At 55.0% G+C, this 16246-nt stretch carries 17 protein-coding genes; 6 read left to right on the forward strand and 11 right to left on the reverse strand.

Going from position 1 to position 16246, the window contains the following annotated elements; genetic code table 11:
* Nucleotides 1-5: 5 nt before the first annotated feature.
* Complete coding sequence (locus ACR0ER_RS16255; RefSeq protein ID WP_480769837.1) at nucleotides 6-539, reverse strand: hypothetical protein; 534 nt, start codon at nucleotides 537-539, stop codon at nucleotides 6-8.
* Between the two features lie 164 nt (nucleotides 540-703).
* Entirely contained in the window at nucleotides 704-1219 is a 516-nt protein-coding gene (gene thpR, locus ACR0ER_RS16260) for an RNA 2',3'-cyclic phosphodiesterase (protein WP_480769838.1), read from the reverse strand.
* Between the two features lie 289 nt (nucleotides 1220-1508).
* On the opposite strand from thpR, the gene ACR0ER_RS16265 reads away from it, so the two are divergent.
* A complete protein-coding gene (locus ACR0ER_RS16265) occupies nucleotides 1509-2108 on the forward strand; it encodes a PAN domain-containing protein (protein ID WP_480769839.1) in 600 nt (199 codons plus the stop codon).
* Nucleotides 2109-2319: 211 nt separating this feature from the next.
* On the opposite strand, the gene ACR0ER_RS16270 is transcribed toward ACR0ER_RS16265, so the two are convergent.
* Nucleotides 2320-2601, reverse strand: coding sequence for a winged helix-turn-helix transcriptional regulator (locus ACR0ER_RS16270; RefSeq protein ID WP_480769840.1), 282 nt, complete (start codon nucleotides 2599-2601; stop codon nucleotides 2320-2322).
* A 126-nt stretch (nucleotides 2602-2727) separates the two neighbouring features.
* Here ACR0ER_RS16270 and ACR0ER_RS16275 point away from each other — a divergent pair, with 126 nt between their 5' ends.
* The gene (locus ACR0ER_RS16275; RefSeq protein WP_480769841.1) at nucleotides 2728-3648 is read left to right on the forward strand and encodes an SMP-30/gluconolactonase/LRE family protein; all 921 of its coding nucleotides are present in this window, start codon (nucleotides 2728-2730) and stop codon (nucleotides 3646-3648) included.
* A gap of 91 nt (nucleotides 3649-3739) precedes the next feature.
* On the opposite strand, the gene ACR0ER_RS16280 is transcribed toward ACR0ER_RS16275, so the two are convergent.
* The 8 genes from ACR0ER_RS16280 to gcvA form a co-directional block, all read right to left on the reverse strand.
* Entirely contained in the window at nucleotides 3740-3898 is a 159-nt protein-coding gene (locus ACR0ER_RS16280) for a hypothetical protein (RefSeq protein ID WP_480769842.1), read from the reverse strand.
* A 42-nt stretch (nucleotides 3899-3940) separates the two neighbouring features.
* The gene (locus ACR0ER_RS16285) at nucleotides 3941-5287 is read right to left on the reverse strand and encodes a dihydrolipoyl dehydrogenase family protein (RefSeq protein ID WP_480769843.1); all 1347 of its coding nucleotides are present in this window, start codon (nucleotides 5285-5287) and stop codon (nucleotides 3941-3943) included.
* A gap of 270 nt (nucleotides 5288-5557) precedes the next feature.
* On the reverse strand, nucleotides 5558-6217 hold the full coding sequence (locus ACR0ER_RS16290) for an FMN-dependent NADH-azoreductase (RefSeq protein WP_480769844.1): 660 nt from the start codon (nucleotides 6215-6217) through the stop codon (nucleotides 5558-5560).
* Between the two features lie 95 nt (nucleotides 6218-6312).
* Nucleotides 6313-7584, reverse strand: a complete 1272-nt coding sequence (locus ACR0ER_RS16295) for an amidase family protein (RefSeq protein ID WP_480769845.1) — start codon at nucleotides 7582-7584, stop codon at nucleotides 6313-6315.
* Entirely contained in the window at nucleotides 7581-8468 is an 888-nt protein-coding gene (locus tag ACR0ER_RS16300; RefSeq protein WP_480769846.1) for a polysaccharide deacetylase family protein, read from the reverse strand. The genes ACR0ER_RS16295 and ACR0ER_RS16300 overlap by 4 nt, the downstream gene beginning before the upstream one ends.
* Nucleotides 8469-8483: 15 nt before the next feature.
* A complete protein-coding gene (locus tag ACR0ER_RS16305) occupies nucleotides 8484-9995 on the reverse strand; it encodes an amidohydrolase family protein (RefSeq protein ID WP_480769847.1) in 1512 nt (503 codons plus the stop codon).
* On the reverse strand, nucleotides 9985-10668 hold the full coding sequence (locus tag ACR0ER_RS16310; protein ID WP_480769848.1) for a DUF1989 domain-containing protein: 684 nt from the start codon (nucleotides 10666-10668) through the stop codon (nucleotides 9985-9987). The genes ACR0ER_RS16305 and ACR0ER_RS16310 overlap by 11 nt, the downstream gene beginning before the upstream one ends.
* Nucleotides 10669-10765: 97 nt before the next feature.
* Entirely contained in the window at nucleotides 10766-11692 is a 927-nt protein-coding gene (gene gcvA / locus ACR0ER_RS16315; protein WP_480769849.1) for a transcriptional regulator GcvA, read from the reverse strand.
* 163 nt (nucleotides 11693-11855) lie between these two features.
* Here gcvA and ACR0ER_RS16320 point away from each other — a divergent pair, with 163 nt between their 5' ends.
* From ACR0ER_RS16320 to ACR0ER_RS16335, 4 genes are all read left to right on the forward strand, one after another.
* Nucleotides 11856-13385 (forward strand): ABC transporter ATP-binding protein, encoded by a 1530-nt coding sequence (locus tag ACR0ER_RS16320; protein WP_480769850.1) that lies wholly within the window; start codon nucleotides 11856-11858, stop codon nucleotides 13383-13385.
* A gap of 207 nt (nucleotides 13386-13592) precedes the next feature.
* Nucleotides 13593-14090 (forward strand): ABC transporter permease subunit, encoded by a 498-nt coding sequence (locus ACR0ER_RS16325; RefSeq protein WP_480769851.1) that lies wholly within the window; start codon nucleotides 13593-13595, stop codon nucleotides 14088-14090.
* Between the two features lie 3 nt (nucleotides 14091-14093).
* Nucleotides 14094-15026: an ABC transporter permease gene (locus tag ACR0ER_RS16330; RefSeq protein ID WP_480769852.1), complete on the forward strand. Its 933-nt coding sequence runs from the start codon at nucleotides 14094-14096 to the stop codon at nucleotides 15024-15026.
* 89 nt (nucleotides 15027-15115) lie between these two features.
* Nucleotides 15116-16069: a BMP family protein gene (locus tag ACR0ER_RS16335; protein ID WP_480769853.1), complete on the forward strand. Its 954-nt coding sequence runs from the start codon at nucleotides 15116-15118 to the stop codon at nucleotides 16067-16069.
* Nucleotides 16070-16246 lie beyond the last annotated feature (177 nt).

The raw sequence follows: 16246 nt of genomic DNA on the forward strand, positions 1-16246 counted from the left end.
TCCCCTCACTGCAGGTACTTGGGCGGTGGTATGTGGGCATAAATCGGTAGCGGCGGGCGCAACTGACCAAGAAGCCGATCAAAGTCTATCAAACCGCGGGTCTGCATCAGATAGAAGTTGTGAAGTGTGTTGTGGAAGAAATGTGTGACGGCTAGTGCGTCCGTGCGCCCTGATGCTTGCCTTTTGCTGTCGCTATTATTTGGAACTTCAGCGAGATCGAACAGCGTCTCCAGTTCCGAGAACGAACGATTTACCAAGTCGGCTTTCAGAAGGTAGGGGAAGTGGCGCAACACGTTCAGTCGTGCGAGCGCGAACCCAAGCAACAACTCGTTTTTGATTGGTACGACGTCAGGGCTCTTGGCAAGCAGCGTGCGTACATCTGCAAATACGTAGCAAAGGTTATAAAGATCGATGCAAAAATCCTTTGGCGCCGACCATTCGTCACTGTCGCTGCCGTTGAACATCTCAAGCCACATCCTGATGCGCTCGTCCCGCTCTTCGTCCGTTTTCAGAAACGCTTCCTTTGACGCGTAAAGCATCTGCTCACCCTTTCGCCTGTTTGGTCTTGGCGAATCATTCGCAGATGAAGTCTTTAAGAAAAATAGGGAATTCGGGGGTGGTTTCTCGAAGCCAGTTTGTGGCTGGACTAAGGAACCAAATCACTGATTATGGCTTCACAAAACGACCACAAAGTAGTCGTTCTCTAGAAGGTATAATGCTCCAAAACGTCATGCCGCGCGCCCTGAGGGCGCAAGGTGGATTGATAAAGGGTAAAGCCAGTGACTAGCATTTCTTGCAAAGCGTTTATTGTGCCGGAACCATGTAAGTGCTGAACTGTCACGTGTTGCTTTGGTTTTAAGCGGGCAACAGTCACGTGCGGACGGAAGCGCCGACGGGGCAGCACGATACCGGCTCGTCGTGCGGCGGTCTGTATTTTTCGATGCAAAGCTGTGAGCGCAGGGCAATCCGCAACATCGACAGCCATCACCTGTCCAAAAATGTTAATCCCCGTAAAAGAAACTTCAAAAGGCGAGGCGGTAAGTTCCAAAAGCCCCTCATGCAATGCCCCCAACGTCTCCACTGGCTGATCATCCAGAAAGGCTAGCGTTAGATGCATGTTGTCTGGTGATACCGGTCGACCAGCCGGCAGATCACGTTGCAGTAGCGTGAGAGCATCTTTTGCCTCATCGCTTAGCGATATAGCTACGAATGACCGCATGACTCCCTCGGGTCTTCCTAGCTCATATGAATAGCATCACGCCAGACGCGCATCAAAGATGCGCCAGGTAAGCCAATTAAAAGGTATGATGACTGTATGTTTTGGCTCAAAGCGCCCCTTGCTGTCCATGGATGTGGTGACTTACTAGGTCAACACAAAAGACCGATGGAGGTGCCTCGGCTATTGTTCGAAAACACGGCTACCCTCAGATTAAATCAACGCAAGATTTTGCTTTTCCGCCTAAAAAGGCATAAGGTTGCAACGACCGCTACCAACCGAGGGCAGAGAAATGCTTGATCTTCTGGTCGCGCGAACACGCTCCGTTGCGACAACGATTTTCATCACCGCCTTGTTAACGTCATGGCTCACAGCGGCCGCGCTGGCGCAGATGTCGCAGCCCGAACAGGGTATCAATCGCCCGGGTCAGGATTTTCATAGCTTTAAGGTCAAGGACTGGGTGACGTGCAGTTCGTCTTGTGGGAGCCAGGATAAATGCTTCGCCTACACATTTGTTAGACCGAGTCAGGCCGGCGGCAACGGCACCTGCTGGCTCAAGAGCGGTGTCCCGGCGCTGAAGGCTGACCAATGCTGCATTTCAGGTGTTCGCATCATGTCGAAGGACTATGTCAATCTCGACAAGCCGGGGTCCGACCTTGGTACTGGCTACAACGTCAATCTCTCATCGCAATGCCGAGATGACTGCCAACGAAACCCGAAGTGTAAAGCGTGGACATTTGTGAAGCCAGGCTATCAGGGGTCGCAGGGAAAATGCTGGCTCAAGAGTGAGAACAGGCGTGGCAAAGCCAATAATTGCTGTATCTCCGGAGCTCGTTTGCGCACAAGTGGATCAGCAAGCCAAGGACCGCAACAGTTCGGCTCCGGTGACTAGATCTAGCCACTGTCTACCGAAGATTACTCCGCCTCGATTAGAATTTGCCCTGGGTCAAAATTACGCTTGTCGAACGCTTCGCCTGCGTCCGGATTACAGCGAATTGCGTCATTCGAATGCAGCGACCTATCTGGTCAACACTAAGGACTGTTCAATGTCTGCTAAGCGGACAAACCGGACCTTCAACCTATGATTCTGAACGTCCGCTCTCCTATTCCTGAGTGTGTAAGTGTTTCGCCCATTCCTTACTGAAGTCTCCGAGTGGGCAGAGATGATCATAGAGGTGTTTTCCCAGATCAGTCGACGCATATCCTTCGGCAACGCGGTGAACAAATCCCGCCGCTTGGAGCTCTTTCAGTCGGGTGTTTAGTACCGCAGGTGAGATTGTTTCGCATTCTTCTTGTAGCTTTCGGAAGGTGCAAGGGCCAGCCTCGTTCAGCGTCCAAAGGACTCCCATGGCCCAGTGCCGTCCTAGCAGGTCGAACAGAGCCATAATGGGCGCGCCGCTTTTTGAACCACGGACAGGCTGACCTGGTATTGGTATCTTAGTCACTTGCTGTACTTTCTGTAGCGACTTATGTTGCTATGTAATTTGTAGCAAGCCGAGGCAGTATTGCCAATGACCAAGACAGACACTTACGAAATCTGTGATGATCGATTCAAACGCAGCATCAAACTGGATGAGCCGATCGACCAAATCTGGACAGGTGGCAAATGGACAGAAGGACCGGTGTATTCTCCGGCGTTCAGATGCCTGATCTGGAGCGACATTCCTAATGATCGACGGCTCCGCTGGGACGAACTAACCGGAGCAGTCGGAGACATCCGCTCAGGCCTCGGATGCTACACAAATGGCTCAACGCTCGACCGGCAAGGGCGGATCGTGGCATGCGAGCATGGGACGCGCGGTGTCACCCGGATTGAGCATGATGGGTCGGTTACGACTCTGGCCAGTCATTTCGAGGGAAAGCGGTTCAACAGCCCCAACGATGTTGTGGTGCGATCAGATGACACGATCTGGTTCAGTGACCCAGCCTACGGGATAGAGTCTGACTACGAAGGGTTTCAGGCAGACCCAGAGCTTAACGGTGAACATGTCTATCGTCTCGATCCGGCCACCGGCGATGTCACACAAGTGACTACTGACTTCGCCTGTCCGAATGGACTTGCATTTTCGCTAGACGAGCAAACGCTGTATATCGCCGACAGTGGTGGCACGCGTTACGCAAGCGGAGAGCATCATATCCGCGCGTTCTCCGTTAGTGCAGACGGCAAGCTCTCAGGCGGGGATGTCTTTGCTGAATGCGAAGAAGGCGTCTTTGACGGATTTCGGCTCGATACCCAAGGCCGTATCTGGACGAGCGCGAAGGACGGCGTTCATTGTTACCACCCGGATGGCACGCTGCTGGGCAAGATTTTCGTCCCAGAAGAGGTCTCGAATGTTTGCTTTGGCGGGCCGAAACGCAATCGCCTGTTCATTACCGCCTCCACAAGCGTATATGCAGTCCTCCTGCCAACAACTGGCGCTTTTCTGTTCTGATGGCAGAGGCTACTATGTTGAAGGCCTTAACGGGCCGAGCGTTTCGTCTTGTCCAAGGCGCAAAATTGAGAGTTACTAATACCTTCGGCTCTCAGGTTATCGACGCGCGGGCGTTCATGGCTGGTGACATCGATTTAACCGCGTTCTGGGCTAGCAAGGCAATACGGTATCCCTCCCGTGCAAACCGGCGGGCAACCGATGCTCCGGTTCCGTCACCGACACCTGTAATCAGACAGACTTTATCGTTCATGGCGGCTCTCCTTTGGGAAAGCTCAGCTTGTATCAAGCCGCTCTAAATCAAAGATTTCATATCCGCAGCGAATGTCGGAAACGCATATAGCGAGGACTTGAGATCGCTGGCAGAGATGTTGTGACGCATGGCCATGGCAAAGAGATGGATCAGTTCGTCACCGTGATGGCCCAGAATATGAGCACCTAGGACTTGATCGGTACTCTTGTCGACCAAAACTTTGGACCAGGCTGCCGTTTCCGCGTAGGTCTTGGTGGAAAACCACCCGGACATATCAGAAACCGTAACTGAAACATCGAGACCCTTTTCACGCGCTTCAGCTTCGTTCAGGCCAACGGTGCTGAGCGCCGGAACGGTGTAGACGGCGCTGGGGATCACGCTGTAATCCGGCCTTTTAGTTGGTCCACGCACGATGTTGTGGCCGACAATCTGACCCTCATACGTTGCGATGGGGGAAAGTTGAGCGGAGCTAGTGACAGCATCGCCCGCAACCCAGACTGAAGAGTTGGAGGTGGACCGCATCGTATCGTCGATCAGAATGCGCAGTCCGTCATGCTCGACACCGGCGGCATCGAGGTTAAGCCCGTCGATATTGGCGACGCGGCCTGCGCCGTTGACGACCCGCTCGGCCAAAAGACTTTGATTTCTGCCGTCATGTTCGAATTCAACGCGCAACCCGTCGGCAGTCTTCTTGATTGCCGTCACCGATACTCCGGTTTTGACCGCTACGCCCAGGCGTTCGGTTTCCACTTGCAGAGCCGATACGGCGTCACTGTCCATACGTGGCAGCAACTGTGGCAACGCTTCAAGGATTGTCACCTGCACTCCGGCTCGCGCGTAGACATGACTGAACTCCATGGCAATGACGCCGCCGCCAATGAAGACAACTTCTTTCGGCAGTGTCGCATCGGACAGAACTTCGTCGGACGTGATCATGTGCTCGGTGCCGGGGATAGGCAGAGGCCTTGGCTTCGATCCTGTTGCGATAACGATGTCCTTGCCATGTATAATCTGACCGTCGACCTCAACCTCGTTCGGCCCGATAAAACGCGCAGTGCCTCGAAAGACATCCCCGCGTTTTTCGGCCAGCCCCTGCATGGCTTCAGGGATGAAACCAATCAGACTCTTCTCTCGCTCGATCAGTTTCGCCCAATTGAGCTTTGGCTTGCTGACTTCGATCCCGTGGATGGGCGCTTGTTCGATCTCGTGCATTGCATGGGCAGCTGCCACAAGAACTTTTTTTGGCGTGCAGCCGCGATTGGGGCAGGTCCCGCCAAAATCGCGCGCTTCGATAAAGGCAATGGATTTTCCGGCTTCATGTGCCACGGAGGAAACACCGAACCCTGCATTGCCCCCACCAATAATGATCACATCATATGACCCGCGCATATTGTTACTCCTTTCGTTCTAATTTCCGATTGCAGATTTTCGTCTATAGAGATCACATGGCGGAACCGAAATTTTCGGTGTGGATCTGCTCGGCGGGAACGCCTTGGCTTTCCAGATCAGCCTGCACGTCGCCCATGAAACTGACTGGTACGCACAAAAAGTAATGCGCGTCAGGTTTTTTGATCAGTCGAGCAAGCAACGCTCCGGTGAAGCGTCCCCGGGAATTGTATTCGTGGCCATAGACGTCTCCAGTTGCCGGTCTGCTAACGGTTAGGCAAGCTCACGCGCAATATGACGTGCCTGGGCCTGAGCTGAGGCAAGCGAAGCTTTGTGACGCTCATCGGCAAATTCCTGATACTCGGCCGCAGCTTCGAACATGCGTTCTGCGCCCAGGTACTTGCGCAATGTGCTGATATGCGCGGAAAGGTGACCCGAGTCATTGCGAATTCCACCCTCATCAAAGCCGAATTCACCAGCCGATGTGAGTAGCACCAGTGTTTTGCCGGACATGATCGGTTCCAGAGGGAAGTCGCCGCGCGCCAAATCAAACGTAAATGTCTTGTTGATCCGGATGATCTGATCAAACCAAGCCTTCAGGGCTGCGGGCATGCCATAGTTGTACATGGGCGTCGAAATAAGAAGGATGTCGGAGCGGTCGAGCTCGTCAATCAGCGTATCAGACAAGCTGACCAAAGCGCTCTGTTCAGGAGTGCGTTCCTCTTCTGCTGTAAAGACGGACGCGATCCAATCGTTGGAAATGAAATCCGGCGGGGTCATTCCGACGTCACGCACAATAACTTCGACGTTCGGATCAACCGTTTTCCATTCTTCCACGAAACTGTCCGCCAAAGCACGGGAAATGGAGTTATAGGCCGCAACAGGGTTGTCGGTGCGGCGCACACTGGCGTCAATTCTCAGGATTGTGGTCATCTTGTCACCTAGTCAGTTTGCAATGAACCATTCAAAGGTGACGCCAGAGACGCGCAGGTACAAATGAAGAGAATTCTGAATAGAGTGAACAGACCTCAGCCATCTCTAATCGCTGAAAAAAACTTCTCCAAATGAGACGCCGTCGCAAGTACATCCGCGTCCCTGTTTGCGCCGCCGCTCAAGGATAGGCTGACCCCCGGTCTCCGGTCCCCAAATGGAATGGAAATTGTTGGGGCATTGAGGAAAGCGGCTTTCATCGATACCGACAGGATAAGGGCGTTTTCCCGTGCAAAGACCCCTTTATCGCGGGTCACAGCCAGAACAGATGGCGGGTACGACGGCAATGTCGGATAAAGCAGCATCTTCCCTGCCAGTTCCCTGCCAAAGTCCAGGATGAGGGCCCGCCGGATTTCCAGCAATGCTTGCAGATCTGTGCCAAGGATTGAAGCCGCCTGAGCAAGGCGATCCTGCACATTTGGGTCCAGTCTGGTCTGCTGGTCTCCGACCAAACTTGGCAGAAGACGAAAGGCTTCGGCACTCACCAGCGTTCCATAGGTTTGGAAGATCTCCGTGACACGAGTGAAACTTTGGATATCAACCCTTTCCAATTCGATGCCACGCTCGGACAAATGCTGCTGGGCCTTTTCGTACATAGCCCTGATTTCCGGGGTAAATCCCACCAGGGCGTCTTCCCTCAGGCACAGAATATGACGGCAGGCGTGCCCGGTTTCGTTGCAATCCGACAAAACGCGATCTACAGCGCAAATCTGACTGACGTTAAGAGCGAGTGTGCCTGGCGTATCCAGAGAAGGCGCCAGTGGTAAAATCCCGGCGCTTTCATAGCGGCCCATAGTTGGGCGAAACCCCACCAGGCCCTGACAGGCGGCCGGAATGCGCACGGAGCCGGAGGTATCTGTGCCCAATGCGATGTCGGCCAAGCCCAAGGCAATGGCTGACGCCGATCCGCTCGAGGACCCTCCAGGCACCATTGTGCTATCCAACGCATTCAGAGGGGTGCCGAAATGCGGATTAACTCCGAGCCCGGAGAAGGCGAACTCCGACATGTTCACATGGCCCAGAATGATCGCGCCCGCAGAACGGAGCCTGGCCACGATCGGGGCGTCATTGTCTGCTGGTTGAGGATCGATGGCCAAAGACCCCGCATGGCTTCGGAGCGCTTGCACGTCGATATTGGCCTTCACCGCAAGAAACTGGCCGTCCAACGGGCCAAGCAGTCTCCCTGCGGCCTGCCGCGCGGCGGCAGATCGGGCATCCTGCAACAGTCTATCTGGCGCAACGCTAAGGAATACCTCGCGCTGCGCGTCGAGGGAAGCCAGGAAGGCGCGCGCCCGTTGAAGGATATTCATGTCGTCAGGACCGGAGCCTTATAATAGGGCAGTTCTTCAACCCGTACGCTTTGCCGGTCTGCCTCATATTGCGCGCGCACGTGTTGCGCGATCTCTCCAAGAGTGGCGAACCAGACGTCACCCCTGTTCAAGATGGTTTCCATCCAATCTTCCACCTGCCGCCACCGCGCCAAACGCCCGGTCAGGAAGGGATGCCAGATGCCGATCCAGAAGCCACCTTCTTCGTATTGGGCTTCGAATTCCTCCCAAAATGGGGTCAGCCCGGCGCGTGGCCCGGCGACGGGCATCATGTAGCCAATCTCCTCAAAATGGGCGAATTGCGGCCAGTCGTCGGTCCCCCAATGCGATGGAAGTTCGACCAAAGTTCGCCCGCCGGATCGCATGAGATATGGCAAATCATCCGCCATCAGCGAACTGTCATAGTCGAATTCATGCTTGTTCAGCAGGTCGATGACGGCTTGCGTCACATTGTAAACCGGTGCGCGATAGCCTTTTGGCACATTGCCCAGAACCCGCTTTTGCGACTCCAGCGCGCGTTCGAACCAATAGGCTTGTTCAGACGCGCTGTGGTGTGTTGGGTCTTCGTGCAAATAGCCGTGATGGCCGATTTCATGACCATCTTTTAGAATGGCTTGCATAGCATCTGGATATTGCTCCACGACCCATCCGGGGGCGAAGAAGGACTGTTTCAGCCCGAAACGTCTGTAGGTTTCCAGAATCCGTGGGATGGCAACTGTCGGCCCGTAGCGCCCCATGGAGATCGGATAGAGGCGATCATGCCCATCGACCGGCCTTGCGATATGGATCAGGCTGTCCGCATCGATATCAAAGGTGATCGCACAGGCGCATCGCGCGCCGTTTGGCCAGATTATCTTCTTCTGCATGGTCTTGCTCCTCTGTCACAATTGCGGGGCATTGTTCGTCAGCCAATCGTCATACCAGCGCTGCAATGCGGATTTGACGGCGGCATAATCACTGGCGCTCAGCCTTTGATCCACGGCGCGCTGCATGCCGTCGGTGATGTTTTGAAGAATTATCTTTTCGTCGCCTTTTTGGGCCTCGCCGTGTGAAACGGCCAGTTGTCCGCCGGTGAAAACGCTCTGGATGTCCGTGGATTTTGCCGAGCTGACCAACAGCTCAACCGGATCAATGCCGGGGTCCAACCAGGGACCTTCAAGACGGTCCAGGCGCAGGATCACAAAGTCAGCGCGTTTGCCTACGGACAGGCTTCCGATGCTGTGATCCATTCCCATCAAACGCGCGCCACCCAAAGTGGCCATGTCGAAAACATCCTTCGCGGTCAGGCTAGGGTTTGCCCGATCACTTGACCAATAAAGGCTTTGCGCCAGACGCATTTCGGCGAACATATCGTCATCGCCTGCCAGACTGGTCCCATCCATCCCCAGTGCGAGGTTGATTCCCATCCGCTTCATCAATGGCGCGGGTGCGATGCCGGAACGCAGCCGCAAATTGGAGCTGGGATTGCAAACGATATGCGCTCGCACCTCGGCCACTCGCGCCAGATCTTTTTCGTCCGCCCAGACCATATGCGCCAAGGACAAGCCGTCAGTGAACAGGCCAGCTTTGCCCAATTCTGCGATGGCACCCTGAAAACTCCAGGCTGTAGCCGACAGGTGTTGCAGCCGAGACTCCTCGGCATGGGTGTGAATGCGCTGGCCGCTTTTGCGAACCTCCCTGGCAATGTCGCGAAGGATCTCTCGGCCCGTCCAATGCGGTGCCGTGGGGCCAAACCACACATCAGCGCATTCCGATGCCGCGTATTCGCCATGCATCCGGGACAGAAGCCGCACAAAGCTTTGCGGTGCAATACGTGTACGCGCAACGTGTTGGCGTTGCAGTTTGCATCGCAGAACCTCGGGCAAGGTGGTCAGAAACGACTGGCTTTGCCCATATGGATGCACAAGCTGGTTGTGCCATCTCTCGCCCGGCGCGATGGCACAGGACAGGCCAAGCCCATTATATACGGCGATTTTGTCCCTTATCGTCGCTTCGGCATTGGCCGCTGTCTGACCCGCGGTGCCAGCATCCACAACAGCCGTTACCCCATTCTTCAGCAAGCGCATTGCCGCGTATTCGGTGGCGAGGCGCGGCGCAATGTCGGCTGCGCCAGCGGAGGCGAAAATCCAAGGCTCTAACAGGTCATCCCGTATCCCTTGGTTGATCAGGTTCACCCCATAACAATGGTGATGAGCATTCACAAACCCGGGCAGGATCGCCGTGTTTTTGTCCGAGTGTACCCTTGCGCTGGGATAACGTGACTTCAATACGGCCAGAGGTGCTAAGCCACCTATTCTACCGTCTAGAACATAAATAGCGAAGTCGTTGTGACTGTGAAAAGCATCTTCGATGATCCAGCGGGCAGAAAATATGTCGCCGCCATCATCCGTCATGAACAACAAATTCCAGCGCGCTCGGCTTGCCTTCGTCCCCGTTGACTGGAGTGATATCTTGCGGGCAGGACGACATCACGGCGTAGACTGGCATCTCAGCTTTGAAGGTTATGCTATCCCCCGGCTTTGACACTGGCGCAGCCCAGGCAAGGCTGCCATCAGGGTGAACTGGTACGTTCATCCAAAGATTGAAGGGCGCTGGCACATGTGGTGCTTTTTTCCCGATAGCAAGCAAGGCCTGCCTCAAGTTGTCGGCGCAATTGTCGTGGTAATCAGTGACGCCCAATTGCTTGTACCGGTTGGCATCGCAAGCGGCGATCGTTGTGTCATGAACACCCGGCGATGTGTCTTGGGTCAGCGTCAGAAGAGGATTGCGCAGATTGCTGACCAACCTGTCACCGATCTTTGGGAAAACAGACAGAAGATCCGTATGCATATGCGGCATAGACAAATATTCATGCAGCTCCGCCGCATTGAACGCCCAGAAATCGCAGACTTGCCAGCCGGTCGGATTGGTGATGGTCAAAGTCTGCCCGGCTGTCAAACGTACTGCGACACCGCAACGTGCTGGCACTGTATACCGTACTGCTATGACCGGGACGCCGTCGGCAGAGACCGTGCTGTCCAGTGTTTGATTGAAACCATCGGGTTGGGAAGGGTCAAAACTTTGCATGCGCAAGAACTCCTGATTAGGGGTTCAGAAACGCATGTTTCTCGGCAATTTAGAAATGACAAAAATTCAAGCGACGGATTAGATCGTTGCGGACGCGCTAATCTTCAAAAAACCTTTGACCGACGGCGCTGTCGCGAAATTCATCTGCTTGGTCCAATAGCCATTCCCGGAACACACGAACGCGTGCACGATTGGCGTAAGTCTCCGGGCAGACGAGAAAATAGCTCTTGTTCTTCAATGCCGTGTCAAAGGGGGCGACCAGCATATTACGTTCCAGAAAACGCGCGGCGGCCAAAAGGCTGACCAGGGCCACACCATGACCATCGCTTGCCGTCAGCAAGCAGATATGTTCCTCGGAATAGGTGACATAGGGCTCGACATCACCAGTCTGCAAGCCAGCCGCGTCCATCCAGCGCCCCCAACTCGGATCCGCATCAGAAAACCCGCTCCATTGGTATTCGATCAGACGAGACTTTAGAAGATCTTCGGCGGAACTCAGTGACTTCGCCTTTTCCACGCTGCAAACAGGGGCCACCCAGTCATTCAAGACCCAAGCCACATTGCTGTCAGGATAATCGCCAAAGCCATACCGAATGGCCACATCCACATCGCTGGACTTGAAATCCACCAGCTGATCGCTTGACAGAACCCTTACCGAAATCTCCGGGTATTTCTCGTAAAAGCCTCGCAGCCGCGGGCTAAGCCAGTTGGCGGCAAAAGACCCGGTGGTTGAGATTGTCAATGTGCCCGCAAGGTCGTCTTCCTCCAGTGCGAGCGAGGCGGCTTCGATGTTCTTGAAGGCCTCAATGATGTGGGGCGCGTAGTTGGCCCCATCCTCCGTCAGTTTCAAGGCGCGGGTCAGCCGGTGAAACAGGGGCACCCCAAGTTGATCCTCCAGCGATTTAATCTGATGGGAAATGGCAGTCGGAGTGACGCATAGTTCATCGGCGGCATCCTTGAAACTCAGATGCCGGCAGGCTGCTTCGAAGGCCTGAATGCTTTTCAACGACGGTATCTTCGCCATGACGCGCGGCTTTGCTCTCCTTATGCGATGCTATTTCGTCGCTCCACTCTAACCCGATTGCCAGTTCACATGTGGGCAAAATTCTCAGCTGTGAGGTGAAAACATCTAATTTGAGAAGATAGGGCATTCTCTCTTGAATTTGCGTGAAAGTTGGGAGGTTGTCTTGGATCCATTTTTGAAAGTCACCGGCATCGACAAGTCGTTTGGCGCCGTTCGTGCATTGCACAACGTCAATCTGCTGGCCTCGAAGGGCGAGTGCATTGCGATTTTGGGCGAGAACGGAGCGGGGAAAACCTCGTTCGCAAGCGTTTTGATCGGTCTGTATCAGCCCGATAACGGCGAAATCAAACTGGGCGGAACACCTGTTTCGGTGACCAGCCCAGCAAAAGCTATTGAGCATGGGATCGGCATGATCCACCAGCATTTCAGCCTGGTCGGCGCAATGACTGCCGAAGAGAACATTCTGATCGGCTTGCCCAGCACAAAGAGGGGTGCCGAAGCGCGGGCGCGCATTCGGCAGCTTTGCAGCGACTTTGACTTTAACGTCGACTTCGACATCCGCGTCACGGAAATGCCTGTGGGCATGAAGCAAAGGGTGGAAATCCTTAAGGCGCTGTTTCGCGATGTATCGATCCTGATCCTAGATGAACCCACCAGCGTTCTTGCCCCGACCGAAGTCGCTCCGTTTCTCAAAGGGGTGCGCAAGCTGGTCGCCAACGGCTGCCTCGTCTTTTTCATCAGTCACAAGCTCGATGAAATCCGCGAAATTGCCGATCGCGTCATGATAATGCGCCATGGGCGTGTCGAGGGAGTTCTTCCGGTTGCAACCACGCCCATGGCCCAGATGTCAGCGCTTATGATGGGAGAAAAGTCGACCTACGAAACGGTCGAGACACCCAAGGCCCAAAAGGCGCGCAACGACACCAGCTCAGCACCGAACGCTCTGGTTGTATCTGATGTCTGCCTGATCGATCCAGGCGGCGCGGAAATCCTGCAGGATGTGTCCCTCTCCGTGAAGGCTGGCGAAATTCTCGGAATCGCTGGGATCGACGGCAATGGCCAGACGGAGTTGAGCGAGGTGATCACCGGCCTCAAAAGACAAACCAGCGGCGCCATCCACCTTAATGACACGGAGATATCAAGCGCCTCCATCGCTTCGCGCATTGCAGATGGGATAGGCTTTGTGCCCGAGGACCGCCATGCCGAAGGCTTGGTCCTGTCGCTCAGTGTCGAAGAAAATATGGCCTTTCGATCCATTGGCGAAGACAGGTTCATGTCTGGCGGTCTGATTTCCCGGCGCGCGATGCACGAGATCACGTGCGACGTGGTCGCGGCCTTTGACATTAGGCCCCCAGACCCGAAATTGAACGCCTCAGCTTTGTCCGGCGGCAATCAGCAAAAAATCGTTCTGGCCCGTGAAGTGGCCCGGGCGCGCAATCTCTTGGTCGTCGTACAGCCGACAAAAGGGCTTGATGTCGGCGCAACGGAATTTGTTCAGAACCAGATCCGTGCTGTCGCCCAAAGCGGCGTGGGCGTTCTCTATATCTCCACTGAACTTGAGCATGTGCTCGACATCTCTGACCGCGTCGCCGTGATGGCTTTTGGTCGGATCACGGGTGTTGTCGATCCAGAAAACACATCTCTTCAAGACATCGGGCTCTTGATGACCGCAGCGCCGGAGGAGGTACAATGAACAGATTCACCATGCAACGCCGTATTGCGATTGGATTACTTTTAGCGCTGAGCGTTGGCGGCGTGCTAATCCTGCTCGACGGGCACAACCCGTTTGAGGCCTATAAGATTCTGTTTCTGGAATCCTTCCTGAATTACTGGGGTTTCTCCAATACTTTGGTCAAAGCCTCGCCGATGCTTCTAGCCGGGCTGGCCGTGATCATTCCGGGTGACGATCATCTTGTATTTCTGGCTGCGCTTCACGCCATCGGGTTTCCAACTGGACCTTGTGGGGCGCAATGCGCGCGCTGCGGCCTATGCCGGTGTGGACCAGAAAAAGACCATCATTCGCGCCATGTTGATTGGCGGCAGCCTTGCCGGTTTGGCCGGCGCAATCGAGGTGATCGGGTTGAAGTACCGCCTGTTCCACCTGTTTAGCGATGGCTACGGCTATGACGGGATTGTCGTCGCCTTCCTTGCGGCTCTTAATCCAATTGTCGCGCCTTTGACCGCGCTGTTCCTTGCCGGGCTTTCTGCCGGCTCGGGAACGATGCAACGTGCCGTCGGGGTCGACAGTTCTGTCATCGAAGTGGTCGAGGGGCTCGTCGTGGTTTTTGTCGCTGCCGCCCTCGTGACACCGCGAACTAGGTCAAAATCCATTCTGAAACTCCTGGCAAAAAACCTGCGGCTGCGCCGCCAAACACAACGCCGAAAGAAAGAGGCATAAGCTATGATTGATCTTGTTTTTCTGGGCGACGTCCTTGCCGGAACCGCCCGATTGGGTACGCCAATTGCTTTTGCTGCCCTTGGCGGGGTGATCGCGGAACGTGGCGGGCTATACAACATCGGCCTCGAAGGTCAGATCCTCGCCGGAGCGCTTGGTGCCGCTGCCGGTTCTTTCGCAACGGGATCTGCCGTGATCGGGCTTGGATGCGGGATCGTTTGCGGCCTGATCTCTGGCCTGCTGCTTGGGTATATGTCGATCCGGCTGCGCATCAACCAGCTTGTTGGCGGTATCGCGCTCAACCTACTGCTGGCCGGACTCACAGCTTTTCTGTCCCGTCAGATATTCGGGGCTCAGGCCGGAGGGGCGCGGGTAGACGGGTTCTCGCAGATCAATATACCCTTCTTGTCAGATCTTCCCGTCGTTGGCCCGTCCCTTTTTTCCCAAGATCCGCTGTTCTACCTATTGATCGGATTGGCAATAGCAGCCTGGTTCTGGCTGGTGAAATCCCACAAGGGTCTGGACCTGCGCGCCGTTGGCGAAAACCCGAAGGCCGCGGACTTGGCCGGGGTTCCTGTCTTTCGCATGCAATATCTCGCAATAGTAGTCAGCGGTGCCCTCGCGGCGCTGGCCGGAGTGCATCTGGTTTTGTCGCAAGTCTATGTGTTTGCGGAAGGCATGAGCGCGGGCAAAGGCTTCATTGCGCTTGCGGCAATCATCTTAGGACGTTGGTCGCCCATCGGCGCGATCTGCGCGGCGCTTTTCTTCGGCTTCTGTGATGTGGTGCAATTCAAACTGCAATTCACCTCGCCAGAGATTCCCTATCAGCTCTTCCTGATCTTGCCTTACCTCGCATCGCTCATCGCACTCGTGGCCCTCAGCGCCAAGGCCAGCGCACCTGCAAGCGTCGGACTGCGCTACGACCGGGAGCATCGATAAACCTCAGCCGTGACGTGAGAAACCATCGTTTTTCACGTCGCGATCCTCCCGTCACCCTGACAACACATATCCAATATGGGAGAACAACAATGCAATTGAAGTCCAAACTATTGGCGGGGCTTGCGGCACTGATGCTGGCCGGGCCTGCGGCAGCTGACGGGATCGAGCGCGCTGCGATCGTTATGCCCGGATCGATTTCTGATAACGGCTGGAACCAAGCCGGGTTCGAAGGTCTCACTAAGGCAGGTGAAGCGCTCGGCTTTGAAGCCGCCTTTTCTGAAAGTGTGCATCAGCCGGAACAAATCGAAGTTCTGAGCGACTACGCACGCAGGGGATATGACCTTGTGATCGGTCACGGCGGAGAGTTCCAGGACGCAGTGGAACGTGTCGCTGCACGCTTCCCGGAAACCATGTTCATGGTGAACAACGGACTGGGCACAGAAGATAACATTGCCAACGCGGATTTCTATTTCAGCCAAATCGCTTATTTGATGGGCTACGTTGCAGGCTCCATGTCAGACACAGGCACCATCGGCATCATCGCGGCGCAGCAGTTCAAGTTCACGACCGACACGGTTGCTGGCTACGAAGCGGGGGCCAAAGCGGCCAATCCGGACGTGAGAGTTCTGGTTACCTGGACCGGCGACTGGGATGACATCGCCAAGGGCAAAGAAGCTGCTTTGAACCAAATTTCCCAAGGCGCCGATGTCGTCTGGCCGACAATGGACAGTGCGACGCTGGGCTCCATGCAGGCCGTTCAGGAAAAAGGTGTCTATGGCATCGGCATTTATCGTGATGCGATCAACGAATGGCCGGAAATCCTACAGTCCGCAATCTTGGATGTCCGAGGCAACATGCGGTCCTACCTGGAACTGGCAGCTACTGGAAAACTGGAAGGTGCACTCTATCGGGCGGATATGGGCAATGAATTGGCCATGCGGATCGGGTCGTTCCATACAGATATCCCGGTGGACGTTGTGGATGAAGTCAACAATCTGATCGACGCCATGAAGTCAGGCACTTTGGTTGTAAATCCACAATAACGCGTCCCCAATAATCGCTACTCCTTTTACTCTCGCCTCCAAGTCTGGGGGCATTTTTTTGTCAGAGAAATCAATGATTGAAGCCTTTCGCTTGTACAACGTGGGACTGTGTTTCCCCCGATTTCGTCGGAGTCGCTGTGCTTTCTATTGATGGTTTTTAGTTCTGCAATGTCCGAA

The sequence above is a fragment of the Ruegeria sp. CH8 genome, from assembly GCF_056536985.1.